Origin of the sequence: Natrinema caseinilyticum (assembly GCF_024227435.1) — an archaeon.
GTDB lineage: Archaea > Halobacteriota > Halobacteria > Halobacteriales > Natrialbaceae > Natrinema > Natrinema caseinilyticum.
The window spans coordinates 3,722,272-3,741,742 of sequence record NZ_CP100445.1; the positions used below are offsets into that span (position 1 = coordinate 3,722,272).

General features: G+C 64.7%; 16 protein-coding genes. 7 read left to right on the top strand and 9 right to left on the bottom strand.

Annotated features, from left to right (window positions below; all coding sequences use genetic code 11):
- Position 1: 1 nt before the first annotated feature.
- The 8 genes from NJT13_RS18340 to NJT13_RS18375 form a co-directional block, all read right to left on the bottom strand.
- A complete protein-coding gene (locus NJT13_RS18340) occupies positions 2-1,684 on the bottom strand; it encodes a VC_2705 family sodium/solute symporter (RefSeq protein ID WP_254523256.1) in 1,683 nt (560 codons plus the stop codon).
- Positions 1,681-2,142, bottom strand: a complete 462-nt coding sequence (locus tag NJT13_RS18345; protein ID WP_254523257.1) for a DUF4212 domain-containing protein — start codon at positions 2,140-2,142, stop codon at positions 1,681-1,683. The genes NJT13_RS18340 and NJT13_RS18345 overlap by 4 nt, the downstream gene beginning before the upstream one ends.
- A gap of 53 nt (positions 2,143-2,195) precedes the next feature.
- Positions 2,196-4,172 (bottom strand): acetate--CoA ligase, encoded by a 1,977-nt coding sequence (gene acs, locus NJT13_RS18350; RefSeq protein WP_254523258.1) that lies wholly within the window; start codon positions 4,170-4,172, stop codon positions 2,196-2,198.
- A gap of 443 nt (positions 4,173-4,615) precedes the next feature.
- Positions 4,616-6,886 carry a bacterio-opsin activator domain-containing protein gene (locus tag NJT13_RS18355; RefSeq protein ID WP_254523259.1) on the bottom strand — a complete coding sequence of 757 codons (2,271 nt, stop codon included), beginning with the start codon at positions 6,884-6,886 and terminating at the stop codon, positions 4,616-4,618.
- A 124-nt stretch (positions 6,887-7,010) separates the two neighbouring features.
- Positions 7,011-9,005: an acetate--CoA ligase gene (gene acs, locus NJT13_RS18360; RefSeq protein ID WP_254523260.1), complete on the bottom strand. Its 1,995-nt coding sequence runs from the start codon at positions 9,003-9,005 to the stop codon at positions 7,011-7,013.
- A gap of 140 nt (positions 9,006-9,145) precedes the next feature.
- Positions 9,146-9,646, bottom strand: a complete 501-nt coding sequence (locus tag NJT13_RS18365) for a universal stress protein (protein WP_254523261.1) — start codon at positions 9,644-9,646, stop codon at positions 9,146-9,148.
- A 202-nt stretch (positions 9,647-9,848) separates the two neighbouring features.
- The gene (locus NJT13_RS18370; RefSeq protein WP_254523262.1) at positions 9,849-10,301 is read right to left on the bottom strand and encodes a universal stress protein; all 453 of its coding nucleotides are present in this window, start codon (positions 10,299-10,301) and stop codon (positions 9,849-9,851) included.
- Positions 10,302-10,540: 239 nt separating this feature from the next.
- Positions 10,541-11,275 (bottom strand): TOBE domain-containing protein, encoded by a 735-nt coding sequence (locus NJT13_RS18375; RefSeq protein WP_254523263.1) that lies wholly within the window; start codon positions 11,273-11,275, stop codon positions 10,541-10,543.
- A gap of 233 nt (positions 11,276-11,508) precedes the next feature.
- Between NJT13_RS18375 and NJT13_RS18380 the strand changes: the two genes are divergently transcribed.
- The 7 genes from NJT13_RS18380 to NJT13_RS18410 all read left to right on the top strand — a co-directional run bounded on the left by NJT13_RS18380 (position 11,509) and on the right by NJT13_RS18410 (position 18,042).
- Positions 11,509-12,438 (top strand): ABC transporter substrate-binding protein, encoded by a 930-nt coding sequence (locus tag NJT13_RS18380; RefSeq protein ID WP_254523264.1) that lies wholly within the window; start codon positions 11,509-11,511, stop codon positions 12,436-12,438.
- A gap of 2 nt (positions 12,439-12,440) precedes the next feature.
- Positions 12,441-13,160, top strand: coding sequence for an ABC transporter permease (locus tag NJT13_RS18385; protein ID WP_254523265.1), 720 nt, complete (start codon positions 12,441-12,443; stop codon positions 13,158-13,160).
- Positions 13,160-13,936: an ABC transporter ATP-binding protein gene (locus NJT13_RS18390; RefSeq protein ID WP_254523266.1), complete on the top strand. Its 777-nt coding sequence runs from the start codon at positions 13,160-13,162 to the stop codon at positions 13,934-13,936. The genes NJT13_RS18385 and NJT13_RS18390 overlap by 1 nt, the downstream gene beginning before the upstream one ends.
- Before the next feature lie 261 nt (positions 13,937-14,197).
- On the top strand, positions 14,198-14,344 hold the full coding sequence (locus NJT13_RS18395) for a hypothetical protein (RefSeq protein ID WP_254523267.1): 147 nt from the start codon (positions 14,198-14,200) through the stop codon (positions 14,342-14,344).
- Between the two features lie 483 nt (positions 14,345-14,827).
- Positions 14,828-15,103 (top strand): PadR family transcriptional regulator, encoded by a 276-nt coding sequence (locus tag NJT13_RS18400; protein ID WP_008164003.1) that lies wholly within the window; start codon positions 14,828-14,830, stop codon positions 15,101-15,103.
- Between the two features lie 246 nt (positions 15,104-15,349).
- Entirely contained in the window at positions 15,350-16,648 is a 1,299-nt protein-coding gene (locus NJT13_RS18405; RefSeq protein ID WP_254523268.1) for an MgtC/SapB family protein, read from the top strand.
- A 38-nt stretch (positions 16,649-16,686) separates the two neighbouring features.
- Positions 16,687-18,042, top strand: coding sequence for an aminotransferase class III-fold pyridoxal phosphate-dependent enzyme (locus NJT13_RS18410; RefSeq protein ID WP_254523269.1), 1,356 nt, complete (start codon positions 16,687-16,689; stop codon positions 18,040-18,042).
- 102 nt (positions 18,043-18,144) lie between these two features.
- Here NJT13_RS18410 and purD read toward each other — a convergent pair whose 3' ends face one another.
- Positions 18,145-19,437, bottom strand: a complete 1,293-nt coding sequence (purD, locus tag NJT13_RS18415; protein WP_254523270.1) for a phosphoribosylamine--glycine ligase — start codon at positions 19,435-19,437, stop codon at positions 18,145-18,147.
- Positions 19,438-19,471 lie beyond the last annotated feature (34 nt).

Here is a 19,471-nt window from a genome sequence, read left to right on the forward strand (position 1 = left end):
GTCAGTCATCCGAGGGGGTCTGGCCCCCGTCGGTAACGACGTCTTCGGCGGTCTGCTGGCGAGTCATCGGTTCGGGGCTGTGACACTGGCGGACGATCTGTTTGGTCTCGAGGTCCGGTTCGTCCGTCATCATCGAGACGACGATGGTAACGGCGAAGACGATCGGGACCGCGATCAGGGCGGAGCCGATCGCCGGCACCCACTGGGCGAGTACCGGAACGAACGGTCCTTCGGCGCCCACGTACGTCGGCAGCACTTCGTTGATCATCGGAATCGTCCAGATGGTAAGCCCGGTGAGCATGCCGGCGAGGGCCCCCTCGCGGTTCGTGTTCTCCCACCACATGCCGAGGAAGAACATCGGGAACAGCACGGAACCGGCGAGCGAGAACGCGTAGGACACGAGCGCGGCGATGGGTGCCGCGGGGTTCAACGCGGCGAGCGTGGTCAGCAGACCCAGGAGGACGATGCTCAGGCGACCGACCAGCACCTGCTGGCGCTGGGTCGCGTCGGGGTTGACGATGTTCGTGTAGATGTCGTGCGAGATCGCCGACGACCCGGCGATGAACAGGCCGGCAACCGTGGCGATCGCCGCGGCGATGCCGCCGGCCGCGACGAGGCCGACGAACCACTGCGGCAGTTCCGCCAACTGCGCCGCGAGGACGACGATCACGTCACCGGCGGCGCTGCTCATTCCGGGGTCGCCGTAGACCGCACCGATGTTCTCCGAGAAGAGGTCGGTGCCGAACGCGGCGAACGCGGGGGCGCTCCAGTACAGAAGGCAGATGAAGAACAGCCCCCAGACCGTGGACCATCGGGCGGTCCGCTCGCTTTCGACCGTGTAGAATCGAACCAGCACGTGCGGGAGCCCACACGTTCCGACGATCAACGAGAAACACGTCGCGATCCACAGGTAGTAGCTCCCGCTGGTGAAGGGTTCGCTGAACTCGGCGCCGAGCTGGCTGATCAACGTCCCGTACTCGAGCTGGGGAAGCAGCGTCGAGTACCCTTGCGTGAAGCCGACGACGTAGAGACCGAGGATGAACGCGGAGATGAGGATGACGTACTGCACGGCCATGTTCTTGGTCGCGCCCAGCATGCCCGAGATGGTGAGATAGCCGACCGTGATGGCCATCATGAACACGACCATCGACTGGTAGCCGGTCAGCCCCGGCAGCCCGATGTCGCCGAAGATGTAGAGACCGACCAGACCCATGCCGCGAGCCTGCCCGATCGAGTAGACGAACCCGATGAGGAACGTGGTGATCGCCGCGATCGCGCGTGCCGCATCGGAGTTGAATCGGTCGCCGACGAAGTCCGGTGCGGTGTACTTCCCGAACCGGCGGAGTTGCGCCGCCATGAAGATCAGGAGGATGAAATACCCCGTCGTCCAGCCGACGACGAACGCCAGGCCGTAAAAGCCCGACAGGGCGATCAGCGCCGCCATCCCGAGATAGGACGCGGCGGACATCCAGTTGGCACCGATCGCCATCCCGTTCTCGACGTTCCCGATGGATCGACCGGCGACCCACATGTCCTCGGTATCCGCGACGCGGAAGACGAACCCGATCGCGAGGAACAGAAGCAACATCCCGAGAACCAGGATGGCCGGCGCGATTTTGAACGAGACGTTCAGGCCCTCCGGGAGGAGTCCGCTCTGCAACACGACGCTTGCGGCCCCAATCATTCGTCGTCACCTCCCTCGGTCCGCTCTCCGCCGTCGGTCACGGCGGTTTCCCCGCCGCGACCGGTTTCTTCGGCGGTCGTGTGCTCGATACCGTACTTTCGATCCAGTGCGTCACGCTTTCGCGCGTACCAGAACGAAAGAATCAGCGCGCCGGTCGGCGCGGCGAACGCGACGAGGAAGTAGTGCAGCGGGAAGCCGATCCCCGGAACTTGACTCGTCATGAGTCCGGGCGCAAAGCGCGTCAGCGTCACCGGCCCGAAAACGATGACGAACCAGATCGCAAAGCCCGTCCAGACCACGCGCAGGTGATCGCGCATGAACAGCGTACTCGGCTTCAAGAGGTTTACTTCCGCGTTGAGATAGTCCGTATCTCGGTGGGCCTGGCCGGGTTGGCCGGCGACACCACCGTCGGTTGCGGTCCGTTTCTCGGTCGAATTGTGGTTGTTATTATCTGGCATGTTATCGTGAATCGTGTGCGTTGGTTCGTGTGACTTCGAAAATCGAATGATGGTCAGTCGCTCGATACTTGATCTGCGATATCGTCGACGACCTCGGGGTTGCGCAGCGTCGACGTGTTACCGAGGTCGTTCCCGCTCGCGATGTCCTCGAGCAGGCGGCGCATGATCTTGCCCGATCGCGTCTTGGGGAGTTCGGGCGTAAAGATCACGCCCTCCGGTTTCGCGATCGGCCCGATGGAGTCGAGGACGCCGTCGACGACGCGCTGTTGGAGGTCGTCGGTCGGCTCGTAGCCATCTTCGGGGATGGCGTAGACGTAGACGGCTTCGCCTTTGACCTCGTGTTCGCCGCCGACGACGGCGGCTTCGGCGACCCCTTCGACACCGACGACGGCCGACTCGATCTCCATCGTCCCGAGGCGGTGGCCGGAGACGTTGATCACGTCGTCGACCCGTCCGAGGATGGTGATGTACCCGTCGTCGTCGATCTTCGCGCCGTCCTCGGGGAAGTAGACCCACTCGTCGGCCTCCTCGTCGGAGTACTCCTGCCAATACTCGTCGATGAACCGCTCGTCGTTGTTGTACAGCGTCCGGAGCATGCCGGGCCACGGGTTGTCGACCGTGACGTAGCCGGCCTGCCCGGCCTCGACTTCTTCACCCTGCGCGTCGACGACGCGGGCGTCGATACCCGGCAACGGCGGACCGGCCGAACCCGGCTTCATGATGTTGATCCCCGGCAGCGTCGTGATCATCATGCCGCCGGTTTCCGTCTGCCACCAGGTGTCGACGATGGGACACTCCTCGTCGCCGATGTGCGTGTAATACCACTTCCAGGCGCGCGGGTTGATCGGCTCGCCGACCGTCCCGAGCAAGCGGAGACTCGAGAGGTCGTGCTGGTCGGGATACTCCGAGCCCCACTTCATGAACGCGCGGATGGCCGTCGGCGCGGTGTAGAAGATGTCGACGTCGTTTCTCTCGACGATCTCCCACAGCCGGTCCTTATCCGGGTAGTCGGGCGTCCCCTCGTACATCACCGTCGTCGTCCCGAGCGCCATCGGTCCGTAGACGATGTAGGAGTGGCCGGTGATCCAGCCGATGTCGGCCGAACACCAGTACGTGTCGTCGGCCTCGATGTCCAGGACGGCGTGGCTCGTCCAGGCTGTGTAGGCCAGGTAGCCGCCGGTCGTGTGTTTGACTCCCTTCGGCTGGCCGGTCGTCCCCGACGTGTACATCAGGAACAGCATGTCCTCGGCGTCCCGCGGGACGGGCTCAACCGACGAGCCCTCGTGGGCGGCCACCAGTTCGTCGTAGTCGTGCTGGTTGTCCGCGAGATCGTGCTCCAAGTCGTCGCCGAGCCGATCGACGACCACGACGTCCGACACCTCGTGGTCGACGCCCTCGAGGCCCTCGTTCGTCTTGGAGATGTGATCGAGCGCGTCGCCGCGGCGATAGTACCCGTCGCAGGTGACCAGATACTCGCTCTCCGCCGAGTTCATCCGCGTCGCGAGCGCGTCGGCCGAGAAGCCGGCGAACACGACGCTGTGCGGTGCGCCGATGCGGGCGCAGGCGAGCATCGCGATCGGCAGTTCCGGGATCATCGGCATGTACAGCGTGACGACGTCGTCTTCCTCGACGCCGAGATCGCGCAGCGTCGCGGCGAAGTCCTCGACCTCGTCCAGCAACTCCGCGTAACTGTACGTTCGCGTTTCGCCGAGTTCACCCTCCCATTCGATCGCGGTACTGTCGCCGGCGCCGTCCTCTACGTGCCGGTCGAGACAGTTGTACGATGCGTTGATCCTCCCGCCGGTGAACCACTCGTAGAACGGTGCGTTTCCGTCCTCGAGGACGGTATCGTACGCTTGATCCCACGAGAGGAGATCGGCGGCACGCTCCCAACACTCCGGCCAATTCTCCTCGAACTCGTCGTAGATGCCCGGATCGGTGACGTTTGCCTGCTCGACGAACGACTCGGGAGGTTCGAAGGCCTCCTGTTCTTCGAGTCGCGCCTCGAGACTGGCGTCGTCCTGTGACATGGTACACACCATCAGTCAACAACGATCATAGTAAAGGCAGCCTCTAGCTGTGCAAAATCGATCCGATTCTCGCGGCTTTTCCTCGCAGATCGTGACTCTATTCGAACTTGATACGGAAATATTCCGAACCCAAATATATAAAATTAAATAATAATAGTATTGATTACTACTCGGCCGAGCCCGTTCCTATCACATGGCGAAGAGGATGGAACGGGGCATCTAGAGACCTAGTATCGAGGTAATCCATCGGAACGTTCTAGAGACCTAGTATCGGGGCAGTCCGCCGGAACGGTCTCCGTCGCCGCTCGATCGTCCACGCTCGGCACACGGCGGGCGTCGGGTGCGCGCTCGCCGCGACTCGCGAGTGCCGTAACCGCCGTGTGGCTGTGAGGCACCCGTCGCTGTGAGAACCGTGTCGCTACCGCTCGCGTCGTCACCGTGAGCTAGCCGTCCGGTTCGTCGAAGAACGTTCGAAGTAATTCGTGTTGGCCCTTTCGCAAGTGATTGTGCAACGTCGGCGATGAAACCCCCATCGCGTCGGCGACCTCTTCGGCCGTACTCTCCCGCGGCCAGTCGTAGTAGCCGCCGAAGTAGGCCGCCCGGAGCGCCGCCTCCTGGCGGTCGGTCAACCGATCCTCGAGCCCTTCGCGGAATTCGCGTGCGGTCTGGACGGCCCGTTCGACGTCGCGTTTCCCGACCAGTTTCGAGTCGGGGAAGGCGGCGCGGAGGCCGTCGACGATGGTCCGGAGGTCGGCGTCGGCCGCGCAGTCACCGACGATGGTCGCCACACCGTCTTCGAAAACTGCCTCGTGGACCGTAACGCCGTACTCGCTGAGTGTAACGACCGGACAGGAGCCCTCGATGACGAACTCGACGCGCCAGCCGTCCTCGTCGGTCTCGACGAGCCGGCAGTCCACGATTCCCGGATCGTCTTCGGCCAGTTCGAAGACGTCCGCCGGCGACGCCCCCTCGAGACGCACGTAGTAGAGTTGCGTCGACTCTCCGAGCGGGACCAGCGAATCGAGTTCGAACCGGCAGTCGAGTTGGCGCGAGGCCGCGACGAAGAAGGAACGATCGTCGCGACAGGTGACCTCGAGTTCGGTTACTCGATCCGACAGCAGGAGGTTCCGACGGCGAACGGCCGCGATGGCGTAGCCGATCTGGTTGCCGATCGTCCGGAGCCACTCGCGCTCGTCGTCTTCGAACGCCCCACGGCGGTCGGTCGCGACCGAGAACGTCCCGTAGACGGTATCACCGTAGGCCAGGGGCGCCCGTGCGAGGGTCCCCTCGAACTCGTCGCCGTCGATCGTCGCCGTGACGTCCTCCGTGACGGTGACTGCCCGGCCTCGCTGTTCGGCGACGTCAGATATCGGTCGCTCCGTCGTCGGGGTTCCCGCACGGGGCTCGCCGTCACCGGTCGGGTTTCCCTCGAGCGAATCGACGTCGACGGACGGGACGCCCTCGGCCCACTCGTCGGGAACCACCTGCTCGACAGCGTCCGACTCGATCCCGCTCGACGCCCGCCGCTCCCGGCGTTGATGCACCACCGTCGCTCGGTCGATCCAGGCGAAATCGTAGGCCCGACCGTCGGCGAGCGCCGCACACGTCTTCGTCTCGATTTCCTCGTGATCGCTCGATTCGAGCACGGCGCGAGTGACGTCTCGGTGGCACCGGGCGACCGCGTACCGGTCCGCGAGTTCGTCACGTCGTTCGCGCGTGGCCTCGAGTTCTTCGTGTGCGGCCGTGACGTCGCGCACGAAGACGGCGAAGCCGCGGTGACGGCCCCGGTCGTCGCGAAGCGGCGAAATGACTTCGGTCGCACGAAACAGCGAGCCGTCCTTGTGGACGCGCCAGCCGTCGGTTTCGGCGCCGGACTCTTCGAGGGCCGCCGAGAGGGCCCGTTCTGACTCACCCTCGGTCACTTCGTCCTCGGGATAAAACGCAGACACGTGCGTGCCGACGATTTCCCCCGCTCGATAGCCGAACATCGCGGCCGCGCTTCGATTCCACCGTTCGACGTAACCGTCGGGATCGAGACGCACGAGCGCGTACCGGTCACTGGCGGCGAGCAACAGCCGGACGACGCTATCGTCGCTCACCGCGGGACCGGATCGCGGTTCGCCGGAGCGGGGTCCGGCGGGGCGTTCGATGGCGTCGAAGGCCTCGACGATCTCGGTATCCGTCGGGTCCGCGAGGTAGGACTCGAGGGCTTCGAAGCTCCGCCACCCACCCGACGCCTTCACGACGCGGGGGTTGACGTCGTGGTCGACCAGCGCTCTGTGAGCGAAGTACTGTCGGAGATCGCTGGTGGAGACGTCGGCGAGATTCGGGTCGTCGAACAGATCGCTCGTCCGGTCGGCGACGTCAGAGACGAGCATCTGGAGTCGACGGGGCGTAACGGTGAAAATCGGGTCGTCGAGCGAGAGGTCGTTGCTACGGGCGTATCGCCGGAGTTCCCGTTCGACGCGGGTCGGCAGATACGCCGTCCGGTCTCGTCCGCCGTCACCGTCCGGAACCCGTACCAGGTATCGGGGCGGATCGATGCGAACCTGCTCTACGTGGCCGATCGTGAGTCGCGTTAGTTCGGGTGGTCTGAGCCCCACGTCCCCACAGAGCCGAAGCACCAGCGCCTCCCGGTAGGTTTCGGCGGCGTCGAGCAACGATTGGTACTCCCGCTGCGTCAGCGCCGACGCGTCGGCCCCCTCGAGGCTCATGGTTCGCTCGTTCTGGAGACGCGAACATAACTGTATCGCCTCCGTGCGCGCTCCGTTAGAATTCCTCGGTTTGAACCCCGAATAGTGGCGGACGGTTCATTTCGCATTACTTGATCGAGCGAAATCAGCTCCGTCGTCCGCCGGCCTCGCCTTCGATCTCGGCCTGGATTTCGCCGACGATTTCGGGATTCCGGAGCGCGCTCGTATCGCCGAGTTCCTCCCCGTTGGCGACGTCCTCGAGGAGGCGACGCATGATCTTCCCCGAGCGCGTCTTGGGGAGTTCGGGCGTGAAGACCACCGCTTCGGGTCTCGCGACCGGTCCGATCGCCGACTCGATGTTTTCGAAAATAGCTCGTCGAACGGCCGCGTTTGCCTCGCGGCTGCGCTCCGTACTCACGTACGCGTATATTTCGGTGTCGCCGGTCTCGCTCGAGCGACCGACGACCGCTGCCTCGGCGATGCCGTCGATGTCGGCGATCGCACTCTCGATTTCCATCGTTCCCAGGCGGTGGCCGGAGACGGTAATCACGTCGTCGACTCGACCGAGGACGGAGATGTACCCGTTCTCGTCGATCCGAGCCGTGTCGCCGCTGAAATAGCGCCACTCACCGGTATCGGGATCGGAGAACCGCTGCCAGTACTCCGCGACGAACCGCTCGTCGTTGTCGTACAGCGTTCTGGCCATGCCCGGCCACGGCCGGGTGATGGTGAGGTACCCTGCCTCCCCCGGCGCGACTTCCTCGCCAGCCTGGTCGACTATCTGAACGTCGATTCCCGGCAGGGCCGGACCGGCGGACCCGGGCTTCATGTCGTCGATCCCCGGCAGCGTCGAGATCGTCACCGCCCCGGTCTCGGTCTGCCACCAGGTATCGACCACGGGGCAGTCGCCGCCGCCGACGGTATCGCGGTACCAGTTCCAGGGACGGGGACTGATCGGCTCGCCGACCGTCCCGAGCAAACGGAGACTCGAGAGGTCGTGCTGGTCGGGATACTCGGCGCCCCACTTCATGAACGCGCGGATGGCCGTCGGCGCGGTGTAGAAGATGTCGACTGCGTTCCGGTCGACGATCTCCCAGAGCCGATCGCGGTCCGGGTAGTCCGGCGTTCCTTCGTACATCACGGTCGTCGTCCCGAGCGCGAGCGGACCGTACACGATGTAGGAGTGGCCGGTGATCCAGCCGATGTCGGCGGCACACCAGTACGTGTCGGCGGGCTTTACGTCGAGTACGGCATGACTCGTCCACGCAACGTGGGCGAGATAGCCGCCGGTCGCGTGGACGACGCCCTTCGGTTCGCCCGTCGTCCCCGACGTGTACATCAGAAACAGCATGTCCTCCGCCTCGCGGGAGACCGGCTCGACGGTTTCGCCCGCGAACTCGTCGCGAAGCTCGTGGTAGTCCCACTCGTCCTCGCCGAGGACGTGAGGCAGGTCGTCGCCGAGCCGATCGACGACGACCGTTCGGACGTCCTGCTCGAGGCCGATTCGGGCGTTGTCGGCCTTGCTCTTCTGGTTGAAGGCGTCCCCGCGGCGGTAATAGCCGTCGCAGGTGACGAGATACTCGCTGTCGGCGGCTTCCATTCGGGTCGCGAGCGCGTCGGCGGAGAGCCCGGCGAACACGACGCTGTGCGGTGCGCCGATGCGCGCGCAGGCCAGCATCGCGATCGGCAGTTCCGGGATCATCGGCAGGTAGACCGTAACGACGTCGTCTTCCTCGACGCCGAGTTCCCGCAGGGCTGCCGCGAATTCGTTCACCTCGACGTACAGATCCCGATAGGTGTAGGTCCGGCGCTCGCCTTGCTTTCCCTCCCAGCGGATCGCGGCGTGGTTCTTCCGGCCCGCCTCGAGGTGGCGATCCAGACAGTTGTACGCGGCGTTCAGCCGACCGTCGGGGAACCACCGGTAAAAGGGCGGGTCCGTGTCCTCGAGGACGGTTTCGTACTCGTCGTCCCACGAGAGGAGGTCGGCTGCTCGTCTCCAGCACGTCGGCCAGTTGTCCGCGAACGCCTCGTAGATGCCCGCATCACTCACGTTCGCCTGCTCGACGAACGACTGTGGCGGGCTGTGGGTGGACCCCGTCGACCGTGTGGTATCTCGGTCCCACCCGTTCCGATCGTCCATATTTCGTGCGAACCGTAGTCGGTCAACGGAATAAACGTTCCTCCAAATCGCCGTGCCGTGTGCGATTCGTGAGTACCGTCTGCGCCGCGAGGTGAGCCGTCCCCGTCCACCTCGACTGATCGCGCCGGTCGCTTGGACCGTTAGAGCTCATTTTGCGTCGAGTCGATATCGGTCAGCTCCGCCGGGTCGACGTCGTCGTCAGGTTCCCGAACCACGTAGACGTCGTAGCGCTGATCGTTCGCGACGGGGCTCCCGACGCTCGACTGGGGTGCGATGACCGACCCGGCGTTTTCCGAGCCGATGAAGACGACCGACGCGTCTATTTCGCCGGCGATCCGCCGGATCTCGCGGACGACGTTCGTCGTCGAGGTCGCAGTCGGCTCTTCCGAACTCACTCGCTCGACTCGAACGGTCGCCGCGGGCGCGACCTCGCTGGCGCGACGCTGCATTCCCTCGGCGATCGCTTCCGGATCGAACGGTTCGCCCTCGGTGATCCAGCCTCGGTCCCGCGCGTACCCGGCGTCGTCCGGAACGACGGTCGCCACGACGACCTCCTCGTCGAGGAGGTCGCCGAACGTCGACGCCCGTTCCAGTGCTTGCGTCGCCAACTCCGAGCCGTCGAAGGGTACGAGGAGTGACATACGGCTAGCTCACACGACAGCGAAGGTAAGTGTTCTCCCTCCACCACCAGCCTGCCGTCCGTATCGGCAGTTTCCGCCGGTATCGTCCGTCACTCCGCACTGGCAGTTTCCGCCGGTATCGTCCGTCGTTCCGTGCCCGCTCTTCCCGCGGTTCCGCTCGGTTCTCCGTCGGTTCCTGACGGCCGCGTCCCGACCGCCGTTCTCAGTTCGCCCCGGAAGACGATCCGCTCGCGTCCCCGACGACCAGAACCGTGCGATCTGCGACCCTGACGACCCGGTCCACCGTACTCCCGAGCAGGGCGCCTCTGAACGACGACCGGCCGCGAGCGCCGACGACGATGACGTCGATGTCCGTCTCGGCGGCGTACTCGAGTATCTCTTCGTGGGGGACACCGGTCCGAATCGTCGTCTCGACGGCCAGGTCGGCATCCGCTGCCGCCGCCTCGAGGTCCGCGAGCCAGTCCGCTGCCTGCTCCCGGAGGTGTTGTTCGACCTCGTCGGGATCGACGATCCCCGTGTCGTAGGCGGTCCGGACGTCGACGACAGTGATCCCGTACAGGGCCGCGTCGAATCGCTTCGCGAGTTCGAGACCGTGTGTTACCGCCGTCTCGGCGGTCTCGCTCCCGTCGGTCGCGACCAGAATGGAATCGTACATGCTCGCACGTATGGCCCGCCGCGAGAAAGAACTGTGCCCCGCCGGCGGGCGATCTGACCCGATCGCCGTCCCTCGAGCGGGACGCTCCCGGTGGCGTATAGCGCCTCAGCGACGGGCACGGAATCGTCACAGCGCTGGTTGGGCCCACAGCGCTGCCTGGAGCAGTGGGATCTCTGCGCGTGCGCAGTCGCGCGAGCGTTCGACGGACGATCGGCCCACGACCGAGTCGAAACTGACGGTCACCCGTCGACGTCGCGTCCGTCGTGGGCCTCGATCGCAACGCCGCGGGCCGCCGTCGCCTTCACCGAGGCGACGATCGACCGGCCGGCCTCGAGTCCCAGTGCCTCGACGCTCCGACGAGTGACCAGCGCCACGAGTTCCGGGACCGCTTCGCCGTCGGGATTCGATCCGTTTTCGAGCGCGATCCCCACTCGAGCGACGGCGTCGCCGGCCTCGAGCCAGGTGACGGTCCCGGGGAAACGGTTTCGCACGCTGGTTCCCCCGGCCGGCGGCGCGTCGCTGGGGGAGTGAAGGCTGACGGCGTCGGATCGAATCGTCACCCCGGCGGTCCGGGTGTCGGCGGGGACGACCGCGAGGATCGTCCCGACCGCGGTCTCGACGGTCGCGAGTTCGCCGTCCCGGTCGACGACCGGTCCCGAAAAGACCGTCTCGTCGACCCGAGCGACGCCCTCGTAGGCTGCGACCAACCGATCGAACCGCTCGAGGAGGCCCCAGGCGGCCTCCGTCAGGGAACTGCCGCCCCCGTCCGCCCCGCCGCGGGTGCGCTCGACCAGGGGCCCGATCGCCTCCTCGAGCGCCACCACGCGCTGCTGGAGACGCGGATACGAGCGCTCGAGCGCCTCGGCCGCACCGGACAGCGAGCCGCAATCGTCGATCGCACGAAGCATCGCCGCGTCGCTGCGATCGACGGTCACGTCGTCGATTCGCAGGTAGGGGTCGAACTCCTTTTCCATGGGGGTCTGTGGTCACGCGGCGAGTCGGGTCGCGGACGTGACCGATCGTGTTCCGGTTCGCGTCCGGACGGCAAGTTCGTTTGCATCGCGTCCGCCGTCTCGGCGGTGTCCATCGGTAGCGTCGTGTCCCAGCGCCTCTCTCTGCGTGTGGGCCTTCTTCGAGCGGTTTTCGGGATCGTCAGACGTTTCACCCGATCCAAAGCTATTTGTGAGGGCTTTCCATCGATGTTCCCATGGCGATACAACGACGACGGTTCGTTGCGGCTGTGGGAACGAGTGCGATTGCCGGTCTCGCCGGCTGTTTGAGCTTTTCGGGCAACGGCGACGACGAGGGGGCATCGGTCACCGGTGAGACGCTCACGTTGACGACCACGACGAGTACGTACGACACGGGGCTGCTGGGCGAACTCAACGTGCCGTTCCAGGACATGTACGGCGTGACGGTCGACTCGGTGGCACAGGGCACGGGGGCAGCCCTCGAGACCGCGCGAAACGGCGACTCGGACGTAGTGATGGTTCACGCGCGGTCGCTGGAGGACGAATTCATGCGCCAGGGATACGGCGTAAACCGTCGGGACCTCATGTTCAACGACTTCGTCATCGTCGGTCCGGCGGACGATCCGGCCGGTATCGAGGGCATGGATTCGGCGGCCGAGGCGTTCACGACGATCGCGGACTCGGAAGCAGCCTTCATCTCTCGAGGGGACAACTCCGGGACGCACACCAAGGAACTCATCATCTGGGAGCAAGCGGGCGTCGACCCGGGTGGCGACTGGTATCAGGAAACCGGGCAAGGAATGGGAGAGGTGCTGAACATCGCCAATCAACAGAGCGGATACACCCTCTCGGATCGGGGGACGTACCTCTCGCAGCGATCGAAGATCGATCTCACGATCCTCGTCCAGGGGCCGATCGAGGGCGGGCCGGAACTCCTCGCCAATCCGTACGGGATCATCGCGGTCAACCCCGCGGTCCACGACAACGTCAACTACGACCTGGCGATGGCTTACATCGGGTACATCACGAGCCCGCAGGCCCAGGACTTGATCGAGAACTACGAAGCGAACGGGGAGCAGTTGTTCTTCCCCCGCGCCCTCTCCGAGGAACCGGATTTCCAGCAGTACGTTCCGGAAGGCTGGAGTGCGAATACGACCGATAGCTAACCGTGTCCCTCGGTACGTTCACACCCGTCCTGACGCCGTTTCTCGTCGATTTCCCCTTCGATGCGGTGTACGTACGGAGCATTATCGCGGTCTCGCTGTACGTCAGCGTGATCGCCGTCCTCCTGAGCGCTAGCGTGAGCCTCCCGATTGCCCTCCTGATGGGATTTACCAGCTTTCCCGGAAAGCGATTGCTCACCTCCGTCATCAACACCGGAATGGGATTTCCGAGCGTCGTCGTCGGGTTACTGGTCCTGTTCGTCGTCTCGAATCAGGGCCCCCTCGGCGAGTTCGAACTCGTATTCACGAAACGAGCGATGATCATGTCGCAGTTCGTCCTCGCGACGCCGCCGATAACGGCCATCAGCCTCGCGGCCATCTCGGGCGTCGATCAGAACGTCCGTGACGCCGCCCACGCGCTCGGCGGGACCCGCATCGATGTCGCACTCGTGACGATCAAGGAGGCACGGTACGGAATCGCGACGGCTGTCCTCGCCGGATTCGGGCGCGCGATCAGCGAAGTCGGGTCCGTTCTCATCGTCGGCGGAAACATCGCCGGCGCGGAGGGCGTTTCGAAAACCCGGACGCTGACGACCGCCATCTCGCTCGAGGCCAGGCAGGGCCGATACGAGACGGCGATGGTCCTCGGCGGGATTCTGGTCGTCCTCGTCTTGCTCGTCAACGCCGTGGTCGTTCGACTCGGCGACAAGGGGGTGCAGCGGTAATGGGCCTGGACGTTCTCAAAGCGACCGATGTGTCGCTCTCGTACGATCACGAACGGGTGTTGGGAGGTCTCTCGCTCTCGGTCGAACCCGGCGAGGTCGTCGCCGTTATCGGCCCGTCGGGCGTCGGAAAGACGACGTTGCTCAGGATCCTCGCGCTGTCGCTCAGACCGGACGAGGGGACCGTCGAATTCGACGGCAGGGACGCCTGGTCCGTCGACGACGCCGAGCGCCTGTCGATGCGCCGGCGAATCGGGATGGTATTTCAGGACGCGAGCCTGTTCGACGCATCAGTCGAACGGAACGTCGAGTACGGGCTCCGAGTCCGACGATCCTGGTCCGCCCGGCTTCGCGACGAACTACGGTCTCTCGTTCGTTCGAACGGGACGGCCGACGCCGTTCGGGAGTCGCTCGAGGTCGTCGGATTGACGGACAAACTCGACCAGCGAACGTCCTCGCTGTCCGGCGGGGAAGCCCAGCGCGTGTCGTTTGCTCGAGCCCTGGCCTACGAACCGGACGTGCTCCTTCTCGACGAGCCCACGTCCGATCTCGACCCGCGGAACACGGCGGTCATCGAGGACGCGATCGCCGAGGCACGGACGCAGGGAATCGGGATCGTCGTCGCGACCCACGATATGCACCAGGCCGAGCGCGTTGCGGATCGGGTCGCGGTGTTACTCGACCACCGTCTCACCGAATTCGGCCCGACGGAGCGGATCTTCCAGAACCCGTCCGACGATCGCACTCGAAAGTTCATCTCGGGCGAGCTGGTCTACTGAAGTGGCGGGATCCATCGAGCGGTCGCCAGTCTCCCACCCCGACTTCGAAGCGGGGACGGGTTCCCGACCTCGACGACGCGTCCTCGGATCGAACAACTGTCGCTTCGTATCGGTCGAAAACAGTCGTTTTCGACCGTTTCGCGCCGGAAATAGTTCGCTACCGGATCGAAACGGCGAGCGGGACGCACGTGGTTCGCGGCCAAGTCGTCCTCGCACGACGGTGTGACGACTTTTTTGCCACCCCGACCGATAGTACCCGCTATGCGTGACGAAGACGAAATTCGAGAGCAGTACGAATTCCTCAAAGAGAACCTCGAAAGTGACGAAATGCGTCACGACGGCGTCGAACAGATGTTCACGTACTATAAACGAGCGCTGGGTTGGGTGCTCGAGGAAGAACACATCTGATCGGACCGGTAACGACCCTCCCGGACCGGTAGACCGGCGTGCAGGACTCGTACCGCCGCTGTGCTATCTCTTGTCGTTACCTTTAAGTCCTCGCAGCAGAATCTACCACGTGACGCTTCGCTTGGAGGGCCGAAGCGTCAGCGGGGACCAATTCAGGGCGGCAAGCAATCGCGTGGCATTTTCCGTCACGCGATTTGCTTTCCTGTTTCGACACTATTCATCCAACAGTAACGACTGGTTCAGACGGTATCGATTACAGTCACGGCCGTTCCACGGGCAGTCAATGTAATTGTACCGAAACAAAAACCACGCACTGTAAACATGAACCACTCATTATGTGAGAATCGGCGCTCAATCCGTCATCGATGTTATGGGTCCTTCGAACTCGAAATGAGTCGTCTCGATGGTAATACCCCTGTTTCGATCGAAACAACCCGATAGCCTTATTAAAATTCGACAGTAAGTACGCTTGGTACTTTCCCAATGTACGACCTGACAGGATTCCAGCGTGACTTGCTCTACGTCATCGCTGGCGAGGAGGAACCTCACGGACTGGCGATCAAAGAGGAACTCGAACAGTACTACGAAAAGGAGATCCATCACGGCCGTCTCTACCCCAACCTCGATACCCTCGTCGACAAGGGACTCGTCGAGAAAGGCCGTCGGGATCGACGAACGAACTTCTACACGCTCACCCGCCGTGGCCGCCGTGAACTCGAGGCGCGCCGGGAATGGGAGGCGCAGTACGTCGACCTGTAACGGAACGCGGCGACCAGATCCGTCCGGTTCCGCGACTATCGGTAGATACCTCGTCACTCCCTCACTGTCACGTTTCTCTCTCTGTTCGACTCCGAAATCACGCTCGTCTCTCCGCTCGGCGAAGAAACCCGACCAGTGGTCGCTTCGGTCCCGCCGGAGTCGACGCCACGGCAGTCGAACCGCCTCCCTCGAGTGACGACCGCTCTCGGCGAGTTGCTTATATGCGGTCGCGATGAACCTGTTGAAGTGAACGAGGTCGCGCTGCAGGTCTCCGACGCGCCGCTCGACGAGACGGTCGTCCGTATGGCTCTAGCCGGCGCGCTGGGTATGTTCCTCGGACTCGAGCGCGAGTGGTCACAGAAATCAGCCGGCATCCGCACGTTCTCGCTCATCAGCCTCCTCGCGTCCGTCTTTACCGTGTTGGTCACCGAATCGGAGACCGCGATCGGGGAGAGTCTGCTCGTGCTGGGCGGCGTCCTCGTAATCGTCCAGGGCGTGTTGCTCGCGGTGCAGGGACTGCTCAGCGAGGAGGGCGCCGGTCTCTCGCTGACGACGTCCGTTTCCATGCTCGTCGCGTACGGGGTCGGCATTCTGGTCACCGTCGGTTTCATCCTCGAGGGGGTAACCGTCGCCGTCCTCTCGTCGCTGTTGCTCGTCCTGAAACGCGAACTCCACGAGTTCGCGTGGGGGCTCACACACGAGGAGATGCGATCGACGTCGGAATTCGCCATCCTGGCGTTCGTCGTGTACCCGCTGTTGCCGGCCGAAACGACGGTCGAGTTCGCCGGACTGGCGATCCCGCTCGAGCCGAAGGTGATCTGGCTGATGGTCGTCGCCGTGGCGGGAATCGGCATCGCGAACTACGCGATCGTCACGACGTACGGCGGCCGCGGGATCGCGATCACCGGCTTCTTCGGCGGACTCGCCTCCTCGACGGCGGTCGTCGGGACGATGCTCGATCACGTCGATCAGCGGCCGGAGGCCGCGTCCTACGCCGTCGCCGCCATCCTGCTCGCGAACGCCGCGATGGCCGCCCGGAATCTCGCGATCGCGGTCGGCTTCACCGCCGGCAGTGGCTCCGACATCCTCGTCGAGGCGATCGTCCCGCTCGGCGCCGTCATCGTCATCGCGTTCGTCGTCGCCGCGCTCACGGCCGACTGGACCGAGTCCGGCCCGATGGAACTCGAGAGTCCGTTCTCGCTGAAAAACGCCCTCGCGTTCGGAGCGGTCTTCCTCGTCGTCCTCGTCTTCGGGTCGCTGGCCGAGACGTGGTTCGGGACGCTCGGCTTCTACGCGACGGCGGTCGCGAGCGGTTTCGTCTCGAGTGCAGGCGCGACGACGTCGGCCGTCGTCCTCTACAGAGGCGGTCAACTCGGTCCGGCCGAGGCGACGATCGCCATCCTCCTCGCGACGGTCTCGAGCATCGTTGTCAAGGCCCTGCTAGCGGCGACGTCGACGGACGACGGCTTCAGGAATCGGGTCGCGGCGTACAGCACGATCCTCCTGGTCGGGGGCGCGCTGGCATCGGTTCTCGTCGTCGTATAGCGGACAGTAACTTTATCCTAGGCGATGCAAGTCCCTGTATGGACCGTGCTACGGCAGTCCCTCGCGTGGACTCGCTTCCAGGCGATCGCGCAGTCGAGTGGGCCGATTACCACCATCGGCTCGCCGCCCCGAGTACGTACGTCTACGAGTTCGTCTGGGACGCGACCGGCGAGGCGGTCGGCCCGTTCTGTACCGACGTCGACGGGAACGTGTTACTGGATTTCACGAGCCACGTCGCCGCCGCACCGCTCGGATACAACAATCCTGCCCTCCTCGATCGTCTCCGTGCGTTCGATGCCGTCGATCCGCTCAAAATTGCGGGACAGGACTTCTACGTCAGCGGGGGTGGGCCGCCCGACGACCCCGAGTTTCCGGGGCCGACGCAACTGATGGATCGACTGGTCGCGATGACCGACCATTACGACATGGACCGGGTCTTCCTGTCGAATTCCGGCGCCGAAGCGATCGAGAACGCCATCAAAATCTGTTACGCGAGGGGCGGCCACCGCGCGTTCACCTTCGACGGCGCGTTCCACGGCCGAACGCTGGGTGCGCTCTCGCTCAATCGCTCCAAAACCGTCCACCGAAGCGGGTTCCCGGAGATTCCGGGCGTCGTCAGCGTCCCGTATCCCACGACCGACCGGGAATACGAAACCCGCTGGCGAACCGACGGCCCCGGTGGCAACGTCGTCGCCGACGCGCTCGACCCCGACCGCGGCGTGATCGACCCCGAGGAAGTCGCATACCTGATCCTCGAGCCGATCCAGGGCGAGGGCGGCTATCGCGTCGCCCACCCGGAGTTCGCGCGGGATCTCGAGGCGCTGCGCGAGCGCCACGACCTCGCCGTCATCGCCGACGAGATCCAGTCGGGCGTCGGCCGCACGGGCGAACTGTGGGCCGTCGACCACCTCGACCTCACGCCGGACGTCATCGCGAGCGGCAAGGGGCTCCGCGTGGGCGCGACGATATCGCGGGCCGACGTCTTCCCGACCGAACGAGGTCGGCTCTCCTCGACGTGGGGTGCCGGGGACCTGATCGCCGCCATGCAGGGCGTTCTCACGATCGACGTCATCCACGAGGAGAATCTCCTGGCGAACGTCCGCGATCGAGGCGAGCAGTTCCGATCCGGACTCGAGGACGCCGTCGCCGACGGCGATGCCCCCGGCGTGATCGACATCAGGGGTCGAGGTCTCATGCTCGGTCTCGAATTCGACACGAAACGTCGTCGAGACGCCGTGCTCGAGGCCGCGTTCCAGCGCGGTCTGTTGACCCTCGGCTGCGGGTACAAGACGCTTCGATTGCTACCGCCGCTCGACGTGACCGAGCGCGAGATCGATCTCGGGTTGGGCTTGTTACTCGAGACGATCGACGACGTCGCGGCCGAAACCGCGTAACGTCCCCGCCACGTCCGGCGCTCGCGGCCGTCGATCGGTCGTTCTCGGGTGGCATCGGGTACCACGACCGGAGAACCGAGAAGAGAACGCTGCGTCTGGACGTTACTCGCCGCGGAGTTCGTTCACGTGGTCGATCCGGCGCTGGACGAGGTCCGCTTTGCCGATGTCGTGGCGCACGTGCAGTCCCTCCTCGCCGGCGACGGCGAGCGCGTCCTCGGCGATCGCTTCGGCCTCGCCGATCGAGTCCGCGACGCCCACGAGCGCAAACGACCGCGAGGTCGTCGTATAGATGCCGTCGTCGCGCTGGTCGACGCTCGCGTAGTACAGGAGGGCGTCGCCGGCGCTCTCCTCGTCGACCTGCACTTTGGCACCTGCTTCGGGGTCAGTCGGGTACCCTGCCGGGACGGCGTATTTACAAACCGTCGCTCGCTCGGCGAACTCGAGTTCGGGCGGCGCGTCGCCGTCGCGGGCCGTGGTGAGGATCTCGAGAAAGTCGGTCTCGAGGACCGGCAGCGTGTTCATCGCCTCGGGGTCGCCGAAGCGAGCGTTGAACTCGATCACCTTCGGTCCCTCGGCCGTCAGCATGAACTGGCCGTAGAGGATGCCCCGATAGTCATCGAGGGCGTCGACGGTGGCCTCGATGATCGAGACGGCGTCGTCGTAGTCTTCCTCGGTCATGAACGGGAGTTCGTTCGTCGCGTCGGAGTAGCTCCCCATCCCGCCGGTGTTGGGGCCCTCGTCGCCCTCGTAGGCGCGCTTGTGGTCCTGAACCGCCGGGGCAGTCCTGAACTCGCCGTTGGCGACGAACGCCTGAACCGTAAACTCCTCGCCGATCAGCCGCTCCTCTAACACGATCCGGTCGTAGTCGGACTCCCGGATGTACGCTTTGCCCTCCTCGGCGGTTACCTGGTCGCCGACGACCTTGACGCCCTTGCCGCCGGTGAGACCCGCCGGCTTGATCGCCAGATCGCCGCCGTACTCGTCGATGAAGGTACAGGCTGCTTCCGCGTCGTCGAACGTTTCGAAATCCGGATTTCCCGGAACCTCGTGGTCCCGCATGAATCGCCGCTGGAAGGCCTTGTCCGTCTCGATGCGCGCGTCGTCTCGTTTCGGCCCGAAGGGGTACACACCCGCGGCTTCGAGCGCGTCAGAGATTCCCGCCTCGAGCGGCGCTTCGGGACCGACGACGGCGATCGTCGCATCGACCGACTCGGCATACTCGACGACGGCCTCCGGATCGGTCGTCTCGACGGTCTCGAAGTCGGCCGCGATACGGGCGATGCCGGGGTTCTTGTTGCCGGCACAGGCGTAGAGTTCTGCCTCGCTGTCCTCGAGTGCGCGGGCGATGGCGTGTTCGCGGCCGCCACCCCCGATAAGCAGGACGTGTTCTCGCATACTCGAAAGCGGAACGCACGAACCTGTAAACGTT